Source organism: Pseudonocardia autotrophica (genome assembly GCF_003945385.1).
GTDB lineage: Bacteria > Actinomycetota > Actinomycetes > Mycobacteriales > Pseudonocardiaceae > Pseudonocardia > Pseudonocardia autotrophica.
Genome location: NZ_AP018920.1, coordinates 2,581,917 through 2,602,284, shown reverse-complemented (window position 1 = coordinate 2,602,284; position 20,368 = coordinate 2,581,917). Strand labels below are relative to the sequence as shown.

Annotated in this window: 18 protein-coding genes; 8 read left to right on the top strand and 10 right to left on the bottom strand. The window is 74.0% G+C overall.

Annotated elements, in window-relative coordinates:
- Positions 1-34 precede the first annotated feature (34 nt).
- On the bottom strand, positions 35-433 hold the full coding sequence (locus Pdca_RS12315) for a cytochrome c oxidase subunit 4 (RefSeq protein ID WP_085914889.1): 399 nt from the start codon (positions 431-433) through the stop codon (positions 35-37).
- A 15-nt stretch (positions 434-448) separates the two neighbouring features.
- The gene (ctaC, locus tag Pdca_RS12310) at positions 449-1,357 is read right to left on the bottom strand and encodes an aa3-type cytochrome oxidase subunit II (protein WP_085914890.1); all 909 of its coding nucleotides are present in this window, start codon (positions 1,355-1,357) and stop codon (positions 449-451) included.
- A gap of 348 nt (positions 1,358-1,705) precedes the next feature.
- Here ctaC and asnB point away from each other — a divergent pair, with 348 nt between their 5' ends.
- Positions 1,706-3,652, top strand: a complete 1,947-nt coding sequence (asnB, locus tag Pdca_RS12305; protein ID WP_085914891.1) for an asparagine synthase (glutamine-hydrolyzing) — start codon at positions 1,706-1,708, stop codon at positions 3,650-3,652.
- On the opposite strand, the gene Pdca_RS12300 is transcribed toward asnB, so the two are convergent.
- The 4 genes from Pdca_RS12300 to Pdca_RS12285 form a co-directional block, all read right to left on the bottom strand.
- Positions 3,642-4,121 carry a hypothetical protein gene (locus tag Pdca_RS12300; protein WP_085914892.1) on the bottom strand — a complete coding sequence of 160 codons (480 nt, stop codon included), beginning with the start codon at positions 4,119-4,121 and terminating at the stop codon, positions 3,642-3,644. The two genes, asnB and Pdca_RS12300, sit on opposite strands and share 11 nt — an antisense overlap.
- Before the next feature lie 315 nt (positions 4,122-4,436).
- Entirely contained in the window at positions 4,437-5,372 is a 936-nt protein-coding gene (locus tag Pdca_RS12295; protein ID WP_085914937.1) for a carbohydrate kinase family protein, read from the bottom strand.
- Between the two features lie 145 nt (positions 5,373-5,517).
- Positions 5,518-5,895 (bottom strand): HesB/IscA family protein, encoded by a 378-nt coding sequence (locus Pdca_RS12290; protein ID WP_085914893.1) that lies wholly within the window; start codon positions 5,893-5,895, stop codon positions 5,518-5,520.
- 138 nt (positions 5,896-6,033) lie between these two features.
- The gene (locus Pdca_RS12285) at positions 6,034-7,161 is read right to left on the bottom strand and encodes a glycerate kinase family protein (protein ID WP_085914894.1); all 1,128 of its coding nucleotides are present in this window, start codon (positions 7,159-7,161) and stop codon (positions 6,034-6,036) included.
- Between the two features lie 37 nt (positions 7,162-7,198).
- Between Pdca_RS12285 and Pdca_RS12280 the strand changes: the two genes are divergently transcribed.
- The 3 genes from Pdca_RS12280 to Pdca_RS12270 all read left to right on the top strand — a co-directional run bounded on the left by Pdca_RS12280 (position 7,199) and on the right by Pdca_RS12270 (position 10,884).
- Complete coding sequence (locus Pdca_RS12280) at positions 7,199-7,867, top strand: DUF3043 domain-containing protein (RefSeq protein WP_085914895.1); 669 nt, start codon at positions 7,199-7,201, stop codon at positions 7,865-7,867.
- 105 nt (positions 7,868-7,972) lie between these two features.
- A complete protein-coding gene (locus Pdca_RS36845) occupies positions 7,973-9,994 on the top strand; it encodes a bifunctional adenosylcobinamide kinase/adenosylcobinamide-phosphate guanylyltransferase (RefSeq protein ID WP_085914896.1) in 2,022 nt (673 codons plus the stop codon).
- Entirely contained in the window at positions 9,991-10,884 is an 894-nt protein-coding gene (locus Pdca_RS12270) for an adenosylcobinamide-GDP ribazoletransferase (protein ID WP_085914897.1), read from the top strand. Before Pdca_RS36845 ends, Pdca_RS12270 begins: the two co-directional genes overlap by 4 nt.
- Positions 10,885-11,091: 207 nt before the next feature.
- Here Pdca_RS12270 and Pdca_RS12265 read toward each other — a convergent pair whose 3' ends face one another.
- The 3 genes from Pdca_RS12265 to Pdca_RS12255 form a co-directional block, all read right to left on the bottom strand.
- The gene (locus Pdca_RS12265) at positions 11,092-12,213 is read right to left on the bottom strand and encodes a branched-chain amino acid aminotransferase (RefSeq protein ID WP_085914898.1); all 1,122 of its coding nucleotides are present in this window, start codon (positions 12,211-12,213) and stop codon (positions 11,092-11,094) included.
- A 99-nt stretch (positions 12,214-12,312) separates the two neighbouring features.
- Complete coding sequence (gcvT, locus tag Pdca_RS12260; protein WP_085914899.1) at positions 12,313-13,428, bottom strand: glycine cleavage system aminomethyltransferase GcvT; 1,116 nt, start codon at positions 13,426-13,428, stop codon at positions 12,313-12,315.
- A 19-nt stretch (positions 13,429-13,447) separates the two neighbouring features.
- On the bottom strand, positions 13,448-14,809 hold the full coding sequence (locus tag Pdca_RS12255; RefSeq protein WP_085914900.1) for an APC family permease: 1,362 nt from the start codon (positions 14,807-14,809) through the stop codon (positions 13,448-13,450).
- A gap of 195 nt (positions 14,810-15,004) precedes the next feature.
- Between Pdca_RS12255 and Pdca_RS12250 the strand changes: the two genes are divergently transcribed.
- From Pdca_RS12250 to Pdca_RS12240, 3 genes are all read left to right on the top strand, one after another.
- Positions 15,005-16,537, top strand: a complete 1,533-nt coding sequence (locus Pdca_RS12250; RefSeq protein ID WP_269462854.1) for a leucyl aminopeptidase — start codon at positions 15,005-15,007, stop codon at positions 16,535-16,537.
- Positions 16,538-16,599: 62 nt separating this feature from the next.
- Complete coding sequence (locus Pdca_RS12245; protein WP_085914901.1) at positions 16,600-17,454, top strand: CPBP family intramembrane glutamic endopeptidase; 855 nt, start codon at positions 16,600-16,602, stop codon at positions 17,452-17,454.
- A gap of 16 nt (positions 17,455-17,470) precedes the next feature.
- Positions 17,471-18,313: an SDR family NAD(P)-dependent oxidoreductase gene (locus Pdca_RS12240; protein WP_085914902.1), complete on the top strand. Its 843-nt coding sequence runs from the start codon at positions 17,471-17,473 to the stop codon at positions 18,311-18,313.
- Positions 18,314-18,315: 2 nt separating this feature from the next.
- On the opposite strand, the gene Pdca_RS12235 is transcribed toward Pdca_RS12240, so the two are convergent.
- Positions 18,316-18,687, bottom strand: a complete 372-nt coding sequence (locus tag Pdca_RS12235) for an oxidoreductase (RefSeq protein ID WP_085914903.1) — start codon at positions 18,685-18,687, stop codon at positions 18,316-18,318.
- 211 nt (positions 18,688-18,898) lie between these two features.
- On the opposite strand from Pdca_RS12235, the gene lpdA reads away from it, so the two are divergent.
- Positions 18,899-20,311 (top strand): dihydrolipoyl dehydrogenase, encoded by a 1,413-nt coding sequence (lpdA, locus tag Pdca_RS12230; protein ID WP_232021541.1) that lies wholly within the window; start codon positions 18,899-18,901, stop codon positions 20,309-20,311.
- Positions 20,312-20,368 lie beyond the last annotated feature (57 nt).

Genomic DNA, 20,368 nt, shown 5'->3' with positions numbered 1-20,368 from the left:
GCGGATGCCGGGCGGGGCGCTGGTGGACGCGGGATCAGTGGTGGGCGACGCCCCGGTGGTACTCGAACACCAGCCCACCGACGGCGATCAGGATCAGGGTCACCCCGACGACGACCAGCCAGGCGTACCAGAAGGCGAGCCCGATCGCGGTCAGCGCGGCGGCGGCCGCCACACCCAGCGGCCAGTAGCTGCCCGGCGAGAAGAAGCCGACGTCGCCTGCACCGTCGGAGATCTCTCCGTCCGGGTTGTCCTCGGGCCGCTCCTCCAGCCGGCGCGAGACGAACCGGAAGTAGGTGCCGATGATCAGCGACAGCCCGGCCGTGAGCCAGAGCGCCGTCGTACCCACGACCTCCTGGGCGATGAACATGTACGCCAGCGCGGCGATGATGAAGAACCCGGTGCAGATCTCGAAGATCCGGGACTCGATCTTCATGAGTCGTTCTCCCCCTCAGCCCGTGGCCTGCGCGGCCAGCTGGCCACGGTCGGTCGGGAACGGCGTCGTCGTGATCGCCTCGGGGGCGCACCACTCGCCGCAGTTCAACTCCTGCAGCGCCTCACCGGCGTTGTACGACTGACCGGTCGCCGGGTTCGTCTCCTTGCGGAGCTGGATGTACCGGTCGTAGAGGGCGGGCTCGAGCGCACGCACCTCGAAGTTCATCTGCGAGTGGTAGGTGCCGCAGAGCTCGGCGCACCGGCCGACGAACGCACCCTCGGTGTCGATGTTGTCGATCACGTAGGTGTTGTCCTGGTCGTTCCGCTCCGGGAACGGGAAGACGTCACGCTTGAACAGGAACTCCGGCACCCAGAACGAGTGGATCACGTCGGGCGAGCGCTGGGTGAACTCGATCGAGCGGTCGGTCGGCAGCACCATGATCGGGATCACGTCGCTGGTGCCGAGCGTGCTCACCGGCTGCCCGTCCGCCCCGGTCTCGTCCGGGTAGGAGAACTCCCAGTTCCACTGGAACCCGACGATGTCGACGCGGACGTCGGCCGGACCGCCCGCGGTCGCCTCGTCCTTGTCCACGTAGTTCTGCACGTTCACGGTGAAGCCGAACAGCACCGCGACGATCACCGTGGGGATGGCGGTGAAGACGAGCTCGACCGGCAGGTTGTACTGCGTCTGGCGGGGCAGCGAGCCGTCGTCGTCCTTGCGCTTGCGGTGGAAGATCATCGCCCAGAACATGACGCCCCAGGTGATGACGCCGACGACGAGCGCGGCGACCGAGGACCATGTCCAGAGGTTCCGCATCGCCTCGGCCTCGGGGGTGACCCCGACCGGCCAACCGAAGCGGAGGACCTCCTCCACCGAGCAGCCGGACAGCACCGGCACAGCCAGCACGCCCGCGATCCCGACCATCGCCGCCCGGGCGATCCGGGAGCGGCCTTCTGTTCGGGCCACTGCGCGCCGCCTTCCTGTCGTCTCCTGCGTCAGCCGCACTGCCAGCACGTTCTTTCCTGCCTTGCCGTCACCACGGGAACGGCCGGGACGGCAACACCCACTCGAATGGAGCACCGTCTTCGACCTCGCGTAGAGACTAGACGAAGGCCGCTCGCCGCGCGTCCTCCGGGGTCGTTGCACCGGGGCGACCGGGCTGCGGCGCGCCGCAGCGGTCGGACGGAGGAAATCAGGCAGTCTCGCAGGAAAAAGACCGCTACGCCCCGGGGCGCGCACGACCCGTCCGCATGACTCGTCATACTGGCTTTCGTGTGCGGACTGCTGGGACTGCTGACCGCCGGGGCGGACGCCGCCAACCGGGTCGAGCCGATTGCCGACGCGCTGCGCTGTGCGCGGCACCGCGGCCCCGACGAGGGCGCGACGTGGAACGACCACGATCTCGTGCTGGGGTTCAACCGGCTGTCGATCATCGACGTCGACCACTCGCACCAGCCCCTGCACTGGGGGCCGGTGCCCGGCGAGGACACCCGGTACACGATCGTCTTCAACGGCGAGATCTACAACTACCTCGAGCTCCGTGAGGAGCTGATCGAGACCTACGACGCCGCGTTCGCCACCGAGGGCGACGGCGAGGTCATCGTCGCGGCCTTCCACTACTGGGGCCCGGACGCCGTGCAGCGCCTGCGCGGGATGTTCGCGTTCGCCATCTGGGACGCCGTCGAGCGCGAGATGTTCCTCGCCCGCGACCCGTTCGGCATCAAGCCGATGTTCCTGGCGACGACCGCGACCGGCACCGCGTTCGCCAGCGAGAAGAAGTCGCTGCTGGCGCTGGCCGGCGAGCTGGGCATCGGCCTGGACCTCGAGCCCGCCGCGCTGCAGCACTACCTGACCCTGCAGTACGTGCCGGAGCCGATGTCGCTGCACCGGATGATCTCCCGCGTCGAGTCCGGCACGCACGTGACGGTCCGGCCCGGTGAGGAGCCGCTGCACCAGCGCTACTTCGCGCCGAAATTCATCTCGCTGCCCAGCCACGCCCCGGCCAGCGCCGAGGCCGAGGCGATCGTGCACGGCGAGATCGCCGACGTGCTGCGCGACTCGGTGGCCAAGCACATGCGCGCGGACGTCACCGTCGGCGCGTTCCTCTCCGGCGGCATCGACTCGACCGCGATCGCGGCGCTCGCCAAGGAGCACAACCCGAACCTGATCACCTTCACCACCGGGTTCGAGCGCGAGGGCTACTCCGAGGTCGACGTGGCCGCCGAGTCGGCCGCCGCGATCGGCGTCCGGCACGTGGTCCGCACGGTCAAGCCGGACGAGATGATGGAGTCGCTGCCGCTCATCATCTGGTACCTCGACGACCCGGTGGCCGATCCGGCACTCGTCCCGTTGTGGTTCATCGCCCGGGAGGCCCGCGAGCACGTCAAGGTCGTGCTGTCCGGCGAGGGCGCCGACGAGCTGTTCGGCGGGTACTCGATCTACCGGGAGCCGCTGTCGCTGGCCCCGTTCGAGAAGGTTCCCGGCACGCTCAAGCCGATCATGCGCCGGGCGTCGCGGCGGATGCCGGAGGGCATGCGCGGCAAGGACCTGCTGCGCCGCGGCTCGCTGAGCCTGGAGCAGCGCTACTACGGCAACGCGCGGATCTTCCGGGACGACCAGCTGCACGAGGTGCTGCGCGGCTACGACCCCCGGGTGTCGCACCAGGACGTCACGGCTCCGCACTACTTCGCGTCGCACGACTGGGACCAGGTCGCCCGGATGCAGCACGTGGACCTGTTCACCTGGCTGCGCGGCGACATCCTGGTCAAGGCCGACAAGATGACGATGGCGCACTCGCTGGAGCTGCGGGTGCCGTTCCTCGATCCCGAGGTCTTCGACATCGCCTCGTCGCTGCCGCAGTCGCAGAAGATCACCCACGGCTCGAACGGCACCACGAAGTACGCGCTGCGCCGGGCCTGCGAGGGGATCATCCCGCCGCACGTGCTGAACCGGCCCAAGCTCGGCTTCCCGGTGCCGATCCGGCACTGGCTGCGCGACGAGATGTACGCCTGGGCGCGGGACATCCTGCAGAACTCCGGTGCCGGGCACCTGATCGACCTGCAGGCCGTGCACCGCATGCTGGACGCGCACCGCGAGGGTCCGGTCGACCACTCGCGGCGGATCTGGGCGGTGCTGGTGTTCCTGATCTGGCACGGCATCTTCGTCGAGCGGCGGATCGTGCCGGACGTGCCGACCCCCACCTACCCGGTCAAGATCTGACCCGGCTCAGGTCGCGGCACAGACGCGGGACGCTGCGCCTGCGGATCCCGTGCAGCCACCGGTGCGGCGCGTACGCCAGCCGCACCAGGTGGTAGTTGACGTACTCGGCGACGCCGAACAGCCACACCCCCAGGCACAGCAGCGCCGCACCCGGGCTCGGCGGCCACCACGCCAGCAGCCCGCCGAGCCCGGCAGCGAGCAGCAGCGCGCTGCCGGCACGGGCGGCGCGGTGCCCGGCGGCCTCCCGGGGCCCCATCCGCCCGCCGGGGATCCGCTGCCGGGCGAGCAGCCAGTACACGCCGGCGTGCAGCAGGATCGCGAGCAGCCCGGCGAGTGCGGCCCACAGCGCCGGACCGGTCCCGAGCCGGGCTGCGGCCGGGACAGCGACCACGGCGAAGACGAACGCGGCGGCGAGTTCGCCGGCGCCCAGACGCAGGTACTCCCGCCGTAGCGACGCGACCGCCGTCATCCGGCGACCGTTCTCACCCGGCGACCGCTGTCATCCGAGGGACCACTGTCATCCGAGGGACCACTGTCATCCGAGGACCGCTGCCATCCGAGGACCGGCAGCATCCGCCGAGGCACACGCACCGCCTCCGGAACACGGCCGGACCCGCCTCTTCCCGGTCACGCCGGTGGCCGGGGCGCGGGGCCGGACCCGGCCGCCGGGCCGGGCCGGGTGGGGTCGCGGGTCGCGGGTCGCGGGTCGCGGGTCGGGACAGCGAACCGGCCGGCATCCGCGGGGTCGCGAATACCGGCCGGTCGGGTGTCACGGGTGCGGAACTCAGGCGGGCAGGACCGCGCGGAGCTCGTCGGCGGCGACGTCACCGAAGGTGTCGCGCAGCCGGGTCAGCGCCGCATCCCGGTCCCAGGTCCACTCCTGCGGGCCGTCGGACTCCAGCACGTAGGTCGCGATCAGCGCGCCCAGCTGGGCGGAGCGCTCCAGCGGCAGGCCACCGTTCAGCGCGGTGAGGAACCCGGCGCGCCAGGCGTCGCCGACGCCGGTCGGGTCGACCTGCTCGGTCGGCGGGACCACGTCGATCCAGGTCTCGGCGCCGCCGGACTCGACGATCACCGCGCCCTTCTCACCGTAGGTGGTGATCCGGGTGCCGACCTTGGCGCCGACCTCCTCGGCGGTCCAGCCGGTCTTCTTCAGGAGCAACTCGAACTCGTAGTCGTTGGTCACCAGGTAGGTGGCGCCATCGACGAGCCGGCGCACCTCGGGGCCCTCCATCCGGGCCAGCTGCTGCGAGGGGTCGGCGAGGAACGGGTAGCCGCGCTCGCGGCACTCGTCGGTGTGGCGGACCATGGCCTCCGGGTCGCTGGCGCCGATCAGCACCAGGTCGAACCCGCCGACGCGCTCGGCGATCGGGGCCAGCTCGATCTCCTTCGACTTGGCCATCGCGCCGGTGTAGAAGGAGGCGATCTGGCGCATGTCGTCGTCGGTGGTGCAGACGAACCGCGCGGTGTGCACGTCGTCGTGGGTGGAGACGCCGGACGTGTCGACGCCCAGGTCGTCCAGCACCTTCTTGTACTCGGCGAAGTCGGCTCCGACCGCCCCGATGAGCACCGGGTTCTGACCCAGCACACCCAGCGCGAAGGCGATGTTCCCGGCCACCCCGCCCCGGCGGACCGTCAGGTCGTCGACCAGGAAGCTGACCGAGATCCGGTCGAGCTGCTCGGCGAGGATCTGCTCGGAGAACTTCCCCGGGAAGTGCATCAGGTTGTCGGAGGCGATCGATCCCGTCACGGCAATAGGCACGGAGCGAACCCTACGTCACGCAGATGGGCCCCGTCATGATCGAAGCGATCTTGACGGGGCCCGTGCGGTGCTTTCACCAGGCAAGATGCCGGTGACGTAGACCTCAGTTGAAGCTGTCGCCGCAGGCGCAGGAGCCGCCGGCGTTCGGGTTGTCGATGGTGAAGCCCTGCTTCTCGATGGTGTCGACGAAGTCGATCGTGGCGCCCAGCAGGTACGGCGCGCTCATCCGGTCGACGCCGACCTTCAGTCCCTGGAAGTCACGGAACAGGTCGCCGTCGAGCGAACGGTCGTCGAAGAAGAGCTGGTAGCGCAGCCCGGCGCAGCCTCCCGGCTGCACCGCGATGCGCAGGTGCATGTCATCGCGGCCCTCCTGCTCGAGCAGGGTGCGCGCCTTCACGGCGGCGGAGTCGGTCAGCTCCACACCGTGGGTCTCTTCCGCGGTGGCGGCGCTTCCGGCGTTCACAGCGTTCTCGACGGTCATGGCTCTCCCAACAACGTGCGGGTCCGCCGTGTTCCCCGGCGGCGCTCTTCCTCAGCTCAATACTACGTCGCCCGACGGGCGTCCAGCCCGGTGGCGAACCCCCGTTCGGCGAGCGTGGGCGTGGCGACCGTCACCGTCTCACCGGTTCCACTGCGGCGCCACCCTCGACGCGAGCTCGGCGAGAGTGCCCGCCGGATCGGCCATCGACGCGTCCAGCCCGAGCTCGTCGGCGACACCGTGCGCGGCGTCGACACCGGCCGCGCCGGCCTCCCGGCGCCCGACACTGACCTGCCCGGCCAGCACCACGCACGGGATCCCCCGGTCCGCGGCGCCGCGGGCGACCGCGGTGATCAGCTTCCCGCGCAGCGACTGCCAGTCGAAGCTGCCCTCCCCGGTGACCGCCAGCCCGCCGGCCCCGGCGGCCGCGTCCAGCTCGGCGTCCAGCCCGACCAGTCCCCTGACCAGTCCGGCGCCGGACTCGACCCGGGCGCCGAGCGCGAGCAGTGCCGCGCCGAGCCCGCCGGCCGCACCGGCCGCGGCGTCGTCGCGGATCTCCCGGCCTGCCAGGCCGGCCAGCACCCCGGCGAAGGTGCCCAGCGCGGCGTCCAGCTCGGCGACGGTGCCGGCGTCGGCGCCCTTCTGCGGCCCGAACACCGCCGCCGCGCCGTGCTCGCCGAGCAACGGGTTGTCGACGTCGGACGCCGCGACGAGCTGCATCCCGCCCAGGTCCGGGGTCCCGTCCAGGCGGTCACACAGCGCCAGCGCGGCACCTCCGTGCGGCAGCGCGAGGCCGTCCTCGTCGACCGGCGTCGCACCGAGTGCGGCGAGCATCCCGGCGCCCCCGTCGGTGGTGGCCGATCCGCCGAGTCCGACGACGACCGTCCGTACGCCGCGGTCACGGGCATCGGCGAGCAGCTGTCCGACGCCGTAGGTGGTGGCGGTGCGGGCGACCTCCGGGATCCGGTCCTCGCGCGCGACGTGGTGCAACCCGCACGCCGAGGCGCACTCCAGGTAGCCGGTGTCGCCGACCTGCAGCCAGGAGCCCTGCACCGGGTCGCCGAGCGGACCGGTCACCTCCAGCTCGTGCACGGTGCCGCCGAGCGCGGTGTGCAGCACCTCGGCGAAGCCGGTGCCACCGTCGGCGAGCGGCACCAGCCGCAGGTCGGCATCCGGCACCGACCGTCGCCAGCCGTCGGCGATCGCCTCGGCCGCCTCACGTGCACTGAGCGTTCCGCCGAAGGAGTCCGGGGCAACCACGATCCGCATGCGGGCGAGGCTAGCCGGGGCCCGTATTGTGAGGGCTGTGAGGTTCCTGCGCCGTTCCGAGAGCTCCGACCAGGCCGGGCAGACCGCGGTCGACACCGCGGCCGCCGAGGGCGCTGACGGCGCCGGGGCCGAGGGCGCCGACGGTCAGTCGCGTCCGCACGCCACGGCAGGTAAGGGCCGGGCGACGCCGAAGCGCCGTGATGCCGAGGGCAAGCGCCGCGGCCCCGCCCCGCCCCCGCCGCGCACCCAGCGTGAGGCGGCGAAGCTGGCCAAGGCGAACCGGCCGTCCAAGGAGGACCGCCGGGCCAGGGCCGCGGAGCGCCGCCGCCGGATGGACGCCGGCGACGACCGGGTGCTGCTCCCCCGCGACCGCGGCAAGGTGCGGGCCCACGTGCGCGACATCGTCGACTCCCGGCCACACGTCATCGGGCTGTTCCTGCCGCTGGCGGCGCTGGTGCTGGTCGCCGCGCTGATCCAGAACCCGATCATCCAGCAGTACGTCACGATGTTCACGTTCCTGATGCTGGCGGTGATGGTCGGTGAGGGCACGTTCCTCGGCTACCAGGTGCTGCGCAAGGCGCGGGAGAAGTTCCCGGAGGAGGACATCCGGGGCCTCGGCACCGGCTGGTACGCGTTCTCCCGGGCGACCCAGCCGCGGCGGATGCGGGTGCCGAAGCCGCGCGTGAAGCGCGGCGACAACCCCTGACCGGACCCCGCCTGCCGGGTCACCACCGGGGGCGGCGACCGGCGTCGCGGCGCCGGAGGTGACCTTCCGGAAGCCGCGCCACAGGCGTGCGACACGATGTGCGGCATGAACGCAACGCTCGTCATCGGAGGCACCCGGTCGGGCAAGTCGCGCCATGCCGAGGAGATCCTCGGCCCGGACGTGCCCGTCCGGTACCTGGCGACCGGCCGGCGGATCGAGGGCGACGCCGAGTGGGACGCCCGGATCTCCACGCACGTCGCCCGCCGGTCGCCGGCCTGGACGACCGAGGAGGTCTCCGGCGGTGCGCTCGCCGCGGCGCTCGCGACACCCGGCCCGGTGCTCGTCGACGATCTCGGCACCTGGCTGACCGGGGTGCTCGACGACGCCGGTGCCTGGGACCGGCCCGCCGCGCTGCCCGGCGTGGACGAGCTGGTGAACGCGCTGGTCACGGCAGTGGCCGGGGCACCGGGGCCGGTGGTGCTGGTCTCCGCCGAGGTCGGGCTGGGTGTGGTTCCCGAGTCCGCCTCCGGGCGACTGTTCCGGGACCTGCTGGGCGGGCTGAACGCCGCGCTCGCCGAGGTCTGCGCGGAGACGGTGCTGGTCGTCGCCGGGCGGGCGCTGCGGCTTCCGGCGCCGGAGCGCGACCGCTCCGGCGCGGCCGGGCCCGCGGCGAACAGCGCCGGATCGGCTACGACGGGTGCCGCGGTCGGTGCCGCGGCGACCGCAGCGACTGCGGGAACCTCGACGACTGCACCAACTGCGACGGCTGCGCCAACCTCGACGACTGCGCCAACCTCGACGACTGCGACGACTGCGGCCCCGGTCACCGGTCCGGCCCCGGCCGAGGCGTCCCCCGCCGCTCCCGGCCCCGCCGACGCGGGCTCCGATGCCGCGGGCTCCGATGCCGCGGCTCCGGGCCCCGACACCGTGGCCCCGGGCTCCGAGGTGGCGGATCCGGCCGGCGACGTCGCCGGCACCCCGGCGGGCGTCCCCGGTGCGGTCACCCCGCCCACCGGCTCGTCCGCCGCGTCGGTGACCGGCCCGGAGACCGTCGAGCGCCCCTCCGCGCCCGCCGCCGTCGGTCGGCCCGATCTGCGGACCCGGCGGGCCGCCGTCGCGCTCGTCGACGGCCTCGCGCTGCCCACGGGCGGGCTGGGCAGGCTCGGCGAGCTCGGCGTCTGGCTCGCCGCCTGCCAGGGCGAGTGCCCGCCGCGGCCGCCGGTGAACGCCCGCGTGCTGCTGCTCGCCGCCGATCACGGCGTCGCCGCCGACGGTGTCTCCGCCTACCCGCCGGAGGTGTCCGCCGCCCGGGCCGCGGCCGCCGCAGCCGGACGGCTCCCGGTCACCGTCGCCGCGCGGGCGGCCGGAGCGTCGGTGCGGACCGTCGACGTCGGGCTCAACCGGGACGCCGACGGCGTCGAGACCGGTCACCGCGTCGTTCGCGGCACCGGCCGGATCGACCGCGAGGACGCGCTGAGCGACGACGACGCCGCTGCCGCATGGCGGACCGGCAGGCTGCTCGCCGACGAGGAGATCGACGCCGGGGCGGACGTCCTGGTGCCGGCCACCCTGGCGGTCGGGGCGACCACCCCGGCCGCGACGCTCGTCGCCGCGCTCACCGGGGCCGAGCCGGTGGCCGTGGTGGGTCGCGCCTCCGGCATCGACGACCGGGCCTGGATGCGCAAGGCCGTGGTGATCCGGGACGGGCTGCGCCGGGCGCGTCCGCACCTGCGCGATCCGCTGGCGCTGCTGCGGACCGTCGGCGGCACCGATCTGATCGTGCTCGCCGGATTCCTCGCCCGCGCCGCCGAGCGGAAGGTCCCGACGGTGCTCGACGGTGTCGCCGTCGGTGCCGCCGCGCTGATGGCCGAGGAGCTCGCGCCCGGCGCCAAACAGTGGTGGCTGGCGGCGCAGCCCTCCACCGAGCCGGCCGCCGGGATGGTGCTGGAGCACCTGTCGCTGACCCCGGTGCTGGATCTCGCGGTGCGCACCGAGGACGGCACGGCGGGCGTCGCGGTGCTGCCGCTGCTGACCACCGCGGCCCGCCTGCTGGGTGAGACGGCGACCGCCGAGGACACCGGCGTCGTCCCCGGTGACGCGACGGCCGCGGCGGGCGCCGCCCGGTGACCGGGGACGGCGGGCGGGCCCCGGGGCCGCTCGCCGGGCTCCGGCTCGCCGTCGGCTGGCTGACCGTGCTCCCGGTCCGGGTCGGCACCGATCCGGACGGCGGTCTCCCGCCCGGGGTCCCGGCGGCCGCGCTGAGATGGGCACCGGTGGTCGGGATCGGCCTCGGCCTGGCCGGTGGGGCGCTGCTGCTCGCGCTCACCGCGCTGGGGACGTCCCCGCTGGTCGCGGGCCTGCTCGTGGTGGGCGCGGGTGCGCTCGCGACCCGCGGGATGCACCTGGACGGAGTGGCCGACACCGCCGACGGGCTCGGCAGCTACGGGCCGCCGGAGCGGGCGCTGCGGATCATGGCCGAGGGCGGCGCGGGCCCGTTCGCCGTCGTCACGCTGGTGGTGGTGCTGGGCGGGCAGGCCGCGGCGCTGGCCCAGCTGTCCTCGGCCCCACCGGCGGCGGTGCTGGTGACCTGTGCGCTCGCCGCAGCGGTCGGCCGGGCCGGCTTCTGCTGGGTGGCCCGCCGTGGGACGCCGGCGGCCCGGCCGGGTGGGCTGGGTGCCACCGTCGCGGGCTCGCAGCCGGCCTGGGTGGCCCCGCTGTGGTGGACGGTGCTGACCGGGCTCGGTGCGACGGCCCTGGTGGCCGCGGTGGACCCGGCCGGAGGGGCCCGGCGCTACGCCGACTACCTCCCCGGCGACGCCGCGGAGCTCCCGGGGGTCCTGACCGGGCCCGGGATCGTGCTGGTCACCGTGGGCGCGGTGCTGGCCGCCGCGCTGCTCGTGGCGGGGCTGGCCCGGCACACCCGTCGCCGGTTCGGCGGGATGAGCGGCGACGTCCTGGGTGCCGCGGAGACGCTCGCGGCCACCACCGTCCTGGTCGTGCTGGCCGCCGCGCTCTGATCAGGCGCCGGGCTGCGATCGGGCCGCAGTGCGCTGGGTCAACCGCCGTCCGCTGGTCAACAGCTGTGCCTTGGTCAACAGCTGTGCTCCGAGCAACCGCTGTGGAGCGCCGCGCCCGCCTTGCGGACGCGGCGCTCCACGACCGATGGCCTCGGACCCGTGATCCCAGACCAGTGCTCCCAGACCAGTGTTCTCGGAGCGGTGATCTCAGACCGACGCCGGGGCCGGCACCATGGTGTGCATCCAGCCGTGCCGGTCCGGTGCGGCGCCCCGCTGGATCGCGGTGAGCGCCTCGCGCAGCTGAAGCGTGACCGGGCCCGGCTTCCCGTCGCCGACGGTCACCTCGCCCCCGGTGTGCTTCACGGTGCCGATCGGGGTGATCACCGCGGCGGTGCCGCAGCCGAACACCTCGGTGAGCACGCCGCTCGCGACCCCGCCGAGCCACTCCTGGCCGGCGATCCGGCGCTCCACCACGCCGATCCCCAGATCCCGGGCCACGGTGATCAGCGAGTCCCGGGTGATGCCGGACAGCACCGCGCCGCGCAGGTCCGGGGTGGCGAGCTCGACGGCGCCGTCGGGGCCGGTGAAGACGAAGAACAGGTTGTTCGAACCCATCTCGTCGATCCAGGTCCGCTCCTCGGCGTCGAGGTAGGCGACCTGGGCGCAGTCGTGCTGGGCGCCGACCGACTGCGGCAGCAGCGACGCCGCGTAGTTCCCGCCGCACTTGGCGGTGCCGGTGCCGCCCAGCGCGGCCCGGGTGTACTCGGTCTCCAGCCAGACGTCCATCGGCTGCACGCCGCCGGAGAAGTACGGCCCGGCCGGTGAGGCGAGCACCGCGTACAGGTACTCCGACGACGGCCGCACGCCGAGCCCCACCTCGGTGGCGATCATGAATGGACGCAGGTAGAGCGAGTCCTCACCGCCGGCGGCGGGCACCCACTCCGAGTCCACCGACAGCAGCTCGGCGAGCGAGGCGAGGAACAGCTCCTCGGGAAGCTCGGCCATCGCCAGCCGACGGGCGGACCCGGCGAAGCGGCGGGCGTTCTGCTCCGGACGGAACAGGGCGACGGAGCCGTCCGGCTGCCGGTAGGCCTTGAGCCCCTCGAAGATCTCCTGGCCGTAGTGCAGCACCATCGACGACGGATCGAGGGTCAGCGGCCCGTACGGCACGACCTGCGGATCGTGCCAACCGGTGCCCTCGGTGTACCGGATGGTGACCATGTGATCGGTCATGTGCCGGCCGAAGCCGGGATCGGCCAGTACCTGGGCGCGCCGCTGCGGGGACGCCGGGGCAGGATTGCGGGTGACGGTGAACTGCGGCGCGCTCATGGGTGAACGGTAACTCCGTCGGCCGCGAGAGAAGTAGTCGGATTCCCGACGGTCGGGACGCGATCCTTCCCTGCGGGACGCACGCCGGTCACATCGCCGTCATCGGACGTGCGACTCCACCAGGGGCGGCTTCACGACCTCGACCGGCAGCGCCCGCCCGCGGACGTCGATCACCAGTGCGTCACCGGGCGAGACCTTCGGGTCGGTGTCGACGAGTGCGAGCGCGATCCCGGCCTTCAGGGTGGGCGAGAAGGTGCCCGAGGTGACGGTCCCGACCGGGGTCCCGCCCTCGCCGTCCAGCACGGTCATGCCGGCCCGGGGCACGCCGCGGCCGGTCGCCCGCAGCGCGCGCAGCCGGCGGTCCGGGCCCGCCGCCCGCTCGGCGACGAGCGCCTCCCGGCCCCAGAACGACGGCTTGTCCCAGCCGACCGCCCAGGCGCTGCCCGCCTGCACCGGGCTGATCTCCTCGGACAGCTCGTGGCCGTGCAACGGGTAACCCATCTCGGTGCGCAGGGTGTCGCGTGCGGCCAGGCCGCACGGGCCGCCGCCGACCGCGCGGACCGCGTCGAGCAGCGCGTCCCACAGGGCGGGGGCCGCCTCGGCGTCGAGCACCAGTTCGTAGCCGTGTTCGCCGGTGTAGCCGGTCCGGCAGACCCGCACCGTGCCGCCCTCGATGTCGGTGAACGACATGTAGTCCAGGTCCGCGACCGCGGCGCCGGCCGCACCGAGCGCTGCCGCGAGCGCCTCCGCCGAGCGCGGCCCCTGCAGGGCGAGCACCGCGAGCTCGCGGTGCCGGTCGGTGACGGTGACCCCGTCGGGGGCGCCGTCCTGCAGCATCGCGATGATCCGGGTGGAGTTGGCGGCGTTCGGGACCAGCAGCAGGTCGTCGTCCGCGGCCAGGTAGATGATCATGTCGTCGATCACGCCGCCGGACTCGTTGCAGGCCAGCGTGTACTGCGCCCGACCCGGGCCGATCCGGCCCAGGTCGTTGCTCAGGCAGGTGTTCACGTGCGCCGCGGCGCCGGGCCCGGTGATCGGGACGGTGCCGAGGTGGCTGACGTCGAACAGCCCGGCGGCCTCGCGTACCGACGTGTGCTCGGCGACGGTGCCACCCGGGTAGGAGATCGGCATGGACCAGCCGCCGAACTCGCCGAGGGTGGCGTCGAGGGCGACGTGCCGGTCGTGCAGCGGGCTGGGCAGAAGATCGTCGGTCACGCCAGCGAACCCTAGTGCCTCAGGCGGCGCGTTCCTCGGGATCGACCGGGCCGGTCTCCTCCGGCCTGCCCCGGGCGGCGGCGGACCGCGCGGACACCGCGCACAGCACCCAGCCCGCCGCCAGCGCGCCGGCCGTCGCCAGCAGCGGCCACAGCGGCAGCGCCGCGATCAGCACCAGACAGCCGGTGCCGCCCGCGCCTGCCACGAACGCCACCGAGGCCGGACGGCCCGGCAGCCGCAGCACGGCGAGGTGCAGCAGGACGTGGTGCACCAGGGCGGCGCCCACCGCGATCGCGATGGCGGTGAGCGGCCCGACCGCCAGTGTGACCAGCAGGGTCAGTCCGCCCAGCACGAGATCGGCGACCCACGGCGTGCCGCGCGCACTGCCCCGGCCGAGGAAGCCGGGCAGCTCCCCGCCGACGGCGAGCCGGGAGGCCCCCGACGCGGCCCTGGACAGCGCCCCGAGCAGCGCGGCGGCGGTCGCCGCGGCCGCGGCGATCCGGACCAGCACACCCAGCGCCGGGCTGCCGCCGGTGTCCATCAGCGACGCGAGCGGGGTCGGCGACACCGCCAGCCGCTCGACGCCCAGCCCGTGGATCAGCGCCAGCGAGAGCACCAGCAGCAGCCCGGTGGTCACCAGCACGGCGATCGCCGGTGCGCGGCGGATCGCCCGCATCGGGTCGCGCAGGCTGCCACCGAGCTCGGCCACCCGGGACAGACCGGTATAGACGAAGAACGCGAACGCCGCGGCGGTCAGCACCCCCAGCGGACCGGGCTCGACCGCGGCCTGCAGGGTCCCGGCGACCGGGTCGTCCGGGGTTCCCGCCCCGTCCGCGACGGCACCGGCGGCGAGCTCGCTGGCCGGCATCGCCGACGACGGCCCGGCGCCCTCCGGCGCATCGGTCATCAGTCCGACGCCGGCGACCAGTGCCAGTACCAGCAGCGTCCCCACGACCAGGCCACCGGATGCCGCCGGTGAGACCCGGACCCCGGCCGCGTTGACCCCGATGACGGCGAGCACCGCGACCACCGCGACCGGCAGCGGCTGGGTGGGCAGCACGTAGGCCCCGAAGACACCGGCGGCCGCGGCGGCGGCCGCCGCCCGCGACACCAGCCGGGCCACCGCGCCGAGCCGCACCGCGGGTGCGGGCAGGTCGTCGCGGGCCGGTTCCGGGCCGGCCGGGCGGGCGGTCGCCAGGTGCGCGGTCGAGGCGACCACGCCGAGCGCGACGAGCCCGGCCAGCAGCACACCCAGCGGGAACCACGGGCCCGCCGCGGCGGCGGCCGGGGCCAGCGCCGCATACAGACCGGTACCGAACATCGCCGCGAGAGCGACGACGACCGCGGTCGCGATCGGTATCCGGTACGGGGGGCGGGGCACCCGATCACCTTCCCATTCGACCCTGTGCCGCGCGGCGCCGCGGGGGTGTCATTACCATCTCGGTCCGGTCTCACCGCGCCGCTCCCCACCCGCCCGGCGCACGGGACACGTGTGCTGGTCACCGTGTGTGCACGAGCGGTTCGCGAGGCCACCCGTCCGATACCGATCCGACCGTCCACGACCGAGGAGCTCCCCGTGCCGACCGCCGAACCGACCATCCCGGACACCGCCGCGACGACCGCGTCGCCGTCCACCGTCGAGGCCGGGGCGCTGGTGATCGGCCTGCACCCGGCGGCGTCCGCCGACGGCGCGGAGACCACCGGCGCGCCGCCGGTGCTCGCCGCCGGTGCCGCCGACGTCGACGCCGCGTTCGGTGGTGAGCTCGCCGAGCTGCTGCGGGTGGTCGGCGCGACCGGCAAGGTCGAGCAGGTCGTCTCGCTGCCGACCCGCGGGGCGGTGTCCGCGCCCCGGCTGGTGGCGGTCGGGCTCGGCGAGGCCGGCGACGACGCGGCGGCGGCCGACCGGATCCGCCGGGCGGCCGGTGCGGCGGCCCGCACGCTCGCCGGGACCCCCGGCGTGGTGAGCACGCTCGGCGCCGCCGGCGCCGAGGCCGCCGAGGCCGCCGTGGTCGGCGCGCTGCTCGGCGGCTACCGGTTCGACGCGCACCGCTCCAGCACCGACGCCGGGTCGGCACCGGTGGCGTCCTGGACGTTCACCGGCGTCGCCGACGAGCTCGTCCGCCGGGCGGCGCTGGTCGCCGAGGCCGTCGCGACCGCCCGCGACCTGGTCAACACCGCACCGAACGTGCTGGTCCCGGAGACGTTCGCGGCCCGCGCGGTGGCGCTGGGCGAGCGGGCCGGCCTGGTCACCGAGGTGCTCGACGACGAGCGGCTGCGGGACAACGGCTACGGCGGGATCACCGGGGTCGGGAAGGGCTCGTCGAACCCGCCGCGGCTGGTGCGGCTGACCTGGAACGGCGGCGCCGCGCCCGCACGGAAGGTCGCGCTGGTCGGCAAGGGCATCACGTTCGACACCGGCGGCATCTCGCTCAAGCCGAACGCCGGGATGGCCGACATGACCTCGGACATGGGCGGCGCGGCGGCCGTGGTCGCCACCGTGGTGCTCGCGGCGAAGCTGGAGCTGCCGGTCGCGGTGACCGCGACCGTGCCGATGGCGGAGAACATGCCGTCCTCGACGGCGTACAAGCCGGGCGACGTGCTCACCATGTACGGCGGCCGGACCGTCGAGGTGCTCAACACCGACGCCGAGGGCCGGCTGATCCTGGCCGACGCGCTCGTCCGGGCCGGTGAGGACGACCCCGACTACCTGGTGGAGACCTCGACGCTGACCGGGGCCCAGCAGGTCGCGCTGGGGCTGCGCACCGCCGGGATCATGGGCTCGGACGACCTGCGGGACCGGGTGGCCGGGCACGCCGTCGCCACCGGCGAGGACGGCTGGGCGATGCCGCTGCCCGAGTACCTGCGCTCCGACCTGGACTCCCGGGTCGCCGACCTCGCCAACGTCAGCGGGCAGCGGTTCGCCGGGATGCTGCTGGCCGGGCTGTTCCTGAAGGAGTTCGTGCCGGCCGGTGTGCCGTGGGCGCACATCGACGTCGCGGGTCCGGCGTACAACACCGGAGGGCCGCGCGGCTACACCACCAAGGGCGGCACGGGAGTGCCGGTGCGGACGCTGATCGCCTTCCTGGAGGACGTCGCCGCGAACGGCTGAGGATCTCCCCGGCCCGTGCCGCTCGGCTCGGCCCCATCGTCCGAGCCGGTACCGTGCGCCCGGTGGACGCCTCGACACCGGGATCCGCACATCCGGTCCTGAGCACCGGCGCGGTCGGCATGACGATCCGGGTGCTGATCGCCGTCTGTCTGCTGCTCGGGGCGAACCTGCTGGTGGGCGCCGCGACGGCGGTCCTGCCGACGCCGGCGTCGGAGGCCGTCGCGGTCGCCCTGCAGCTCACCGGCCAGGTACTGGTGTGTGTGCTCGTCGTCGCGGCCGTGTGGCTGTGGTGCCGCCGGATGGAACGGCTGCGGCTGCGCGACGTCGGCTGGTCGCGGCCGGTGCCCGGCCGGCTGCTCGCCGGTACGGCCGCCGGGATCGGACTGTTCCTCGCAGCCGCCGGGGTGCTCGCCGCGACCGGATCGCTCACGCCGGTGGACGGCGGGCCGGTCACCGAGGGTGCCACCCCGGTCGCGGTGCTGCTGGTGGTGCTGGGCCAGGCCTTCCTGCTGCAGGCGATCCCGGAGGAGCTGCTGTTCCGCGGCTGGCTGCTCACGATGCTGCGGGACCGCCCGGTGGTCGGGCTCGCCGTCTCCACGGTGGCGTTCACGCTGATCCACCTGTTCTCCTCCGGCGGCCAGACCTCACTCCTCGACCACATCGCCTACCTGGCGATCCCGTTCGGGTTCGGGCTGCTCGCGGGCGTCACCGTGTTGGTCACCGGCTCGATCTGGGCCGCGGCCGGCGTGCACGGCGGGTTCCACCTGGGCACCACGATCGTGCTGGTGGGGTGGGAGGTGACCGCGCACGGCCCGCTCGCCTGGACCGTGCTCGGCGGCGTCTACACCGTGGCCGCGCTGGTCCTGCTCGGCACCGTCGGGAGGAGTTCCGTCCACGGGTCGGTTACCAGCGGGTAGGGCATACTTCCCGGCCATGCGACGCCGCCGGCACGAGATCCCCGCGCACGCTCCCCGTTCCGCCGTGGTCACCGGCGCCGCCCGCGGCATCGGTGAGGCGATCGCGACCGAGCTGGTCGATCGTGGCTACCGGGTGCTCGTCACCGACCTCGACGCGGACGCCGCACGGGCGACCGCCGAGCGGATCGGTGCCGCGGACGGCACCGCGCACGACGTCACCGATCCGGTCGACGCGCGCGCGATCGCCGACCGGGCCCGCGGGCTCGCCCCGCTGGGCGCCTGGATCGCCAACGCGGGCGTCGGGTTCGACGGCGCCCTGACCGAGCTGTCCGAGGCACACGCCAGGGCGCTGGTCGAGGTGAACCTGCTGGGCCCGATCTGGGGTGCGAGGGCCGCCGTCGCGGCGTTCCGGGAGCAGGCCGCCGCCGGCGTCGCGCACGGCGGCGAGATCGGGGTGACGGTGTCGCTCTCGGCGCTCGGGCCGGTCCCCGGGCTGTCGGTGTACGCGGCGTCCAAGGCCGGTGCGCTGTCGGTGGTCTCCGGACTCGCCTCCGAGGTCCGCCGGGAGGGGATCCGGGTGCACGCCGTCTGCCCGGACGGCGTCAACACCGAGCTGCTGCGCGGGATGGCGCCCGGTGGCCAGGCACAGGCGCTGGTCCGGTCCGGGACGCTGGTCACCGCCGAGCAGGTCGCGCACGGCCTGGTCGGGATGTTCGGCACGCACCGCGTGTACCGGACACTGCCGGCCTGGCGCGGTGCGGTGCTGCGGCTCACCGCGCTGATCCCCGGCCCGGCCCTGCGGCTGGAGCCCGCGATGCGCGCGATCGGTGCCCGCAAGGCGCGTTCGCTGCGCGCGTAGCGCTACCGGTCGCGGTCCTTCTCGCGCAGCTGGCGCAGCATCTCCTCCTGCTTGGCCTTCTTACGCAGCGCCCGCTCCCGCGCGTCGTGGTCGCGCATCCGCTTCGGGTAACCGACCAACTGCACGTCGTAGATCGGGATCTGCATCGAGCGGGCCAGCTTCTTGGCCCGGTTCGGGTTCCCGACCCGCCGCCGGGTCCACTCGCCGTCGTGCGCGACGAACACCACGGTCGTCTCGGTCACGGTCGTGCGCGGCTCGACGAAGGCCTCCACCCCGATCCGCGCATTCGTCCATTCCCGCAGGTAGGTCTCGGCGTCCGGGGCCTTGCCGGCACCCGAGGACCGGCGGGAACGGAACCTGTCCAACAGGCCCATGGGCGTCACCCTCTCGTCGGTTCGTACGACATCCGTACCCCCCGGGCGGGCGAAACGGACACACGTGATCCGTCAGTACAACGCGCGAGGAGCATGATCTGCTCCCGAGACCCGCACTGGCGTACCGGGCGGGTAGTGACAAGATGGACGCCGCACTGCGGCGTCACGGCGGTGGAGACCCTGCCGCACGTGACCGGGAGGGAGCTGATCGGTGTCCGAGACGAGCTCGGAGAGCGGCGCCGGCGAGGCCGTGCAGGCCGACCTGGTGATCCTGGGCGGCGGCTCCGGCGGGTACGCCTGCGCACTGCGCGCCGCCGAGCTGGGACTCTCGGTCGTCCTCGTCGAGAAGGACAAGGTCGGCGGGACCTGCCTGCACCGCGGCTGCATCCCGACCAAGGCGCTGCTGCACGCCGCCGAGATCGCCGACGGTGCCCGTGACGGGGCGAAGGTCGGTGTCCGGTCGACCTTCGACGGCGTCGACATGGCCGGCGTCAACGCCTACAAGGACGGCGTCGTCGGGCGCCTCTACAAGGGCCTGCAGGGCCTGGTCGCGTCCCGCGGGATCACCGTGGTCGACGGCGCCGGGACCTTCGAGGGCCCCGGCGTGGTGCGGGTCGGCGACCGGCGCTACCGGGGGCGGCACGTGGTGCTGGCGACCGGCTCGTACGCCCGCTCGCTGCCCGGTCTGGAGCTCGACGACCGGATCGTCACCTCGGACGCCGCGCTCACCCTGGACCGGGTCCCGGAGCGGGTCGTGGTTCTCGGCGGCGGCGTGATCGGCGTGGAGTTCGCCAGCGTGTGGCGCTCGTTCGGGGCCGAGGTCACGATCGTCGAGGCGCTCCCCCGGCTGGTCCCCGCGGAGGACGAGTTCTGCTCCAGCCAGCTCGGCCGTGCCTTCCGCCGCCGGAAGATCACCGCCCGGACCGGTGTGCGGCTGAGCAAGGCCGTCCGCTCCGGCGACACCGTCACCGTCTCGCTGGAGAACGGCGAGGAGATCGAGGCCGATCTGCTGCTCGTCGCGGTCGGCCGCGGCCCCAACACCACCGGCCACGGGTTCGCCGAGGCGGGGATCGCGATGTCGGACGGGTTCGTCACCGTCGACGAGCGGCTGCGGACGAACCTGGACGGCGTCTACGCCGTCGGCGACGTCACCCCCGGATTGCAGCTGGCCCACCGCGGGTTCGCGCACGGGATCTTCGTGGCCGAGGACATCGCCGGGCTCGCACCCACCCCGCTGTCCGACGACGGCGTCCCGCGGGTGACCTACTGCGATCCGGAGATCGCCTCGGTCGGGCTGACCGAGGACGCCGCCCGCGAGCGGTACGACGAGGTGCACACCCTCACCTACGACCTGGCGGGCAACGGCAGGTCGCAGATCCTGCAGACCTCCGGGGCGATCAAGCTCGTGCAGGCCGGTGCGGCCGGCGCCGAGGGCCCGGTGGTCGGCGTGCACATGGTCGGTTCACGGGTCGGCGAGCTCGTCGGGGAGGCGCAACTGATCTACAACTGGGAAGCTCTCCCCGCCGATGTCGCCGCACTGATCCATGCCCACCCCACACAGAGCGAGGCGCTCGGCGAGGCCCACCTCGCGTTGGCCGGGAAACCGCTGCACACCCACGGCTGATCCCGGTCGCCCCATCCCAGACCCGAACACCCACGCGGAACAAGAGGAGCTCCACCC

Excerpts from the sequence above, each read along its gene's own strand:
- Pdca_RS12315 (WP_085914889.1), bottom strand. The coding sequence starts at position 433 with ATGAAGATCGAGTCCCGGATCTTCGAGATCTGCACCGGGTTCTTCATC.
- ctaC (WP_085914890.1), bottom strand. The coding sequence starts at position 1,357 with ATGGTCGGGATCGCGGGCGTGCTGGCTGTGCCGGTGCTGTCCGGCTGC.
- Pdca_RS12300 (WP_085914892.1), bottom strand. The coding sequence starts at position 4,121 with ATGACGGCGGTCGCGTCGCTACGGCGGGAGTACCTGCGTCTGGGCGCC.
- Pdca_RS12295 (WP_085914937.1), bottom strand. The coding sequence starts at position 5,372 with ATGCACTTCCCGGGGAAGTTCTCCGAGCAGATCCTCGCCGAGCAGCTC.
- Pdca_RS12290 (WP_085914893.1), bottom strand. The coding sequence starts at position 5,895 with ATGACCGTCGAGAACGCTGTGAACGCCGGAAGCGCCGCCACCGCGGAA.
- Pdca_RS12285 (WP_085914894.1), bottom strand. The coding sequence starts at position 7,161 with ATGCGGATCGTGGTTGCCCCGGACTCCTTCGGCGGAACGCTCAGTGCA.
- Pdca_RS36845 (WP_085914896.1), top strand. The coding sequence starts at position 7,973 with ATGAACGCAACGCTCGTCATCGGAGGCACCCGGTCGGGCAAGTCGCGC.
- Pdca_RS12265 (WP_085914898.1), bottom strand. The coding sequence starts at position 12,213 with ATGAGCGCGCCGCAGTTCACCGTCACCCGCAATCCTGCCCCGGCGTCC.
- Pdca_RS12240 (WP_085914902.1), top strand. The coding sequence starts at position 17,471 with ATGCGACGCCGCCGGCACGAGATCCCCGCGCACGCTCCCCGTTCCGCC.
- Pdca_RS12235 (WP_085914903.1), bottom strand. The coding sequence starts at position 18,687 with ATGGGCCTGTTGGACAGGTTCCGTTCCCGCCGGTCCTCGGGTGCCGGC.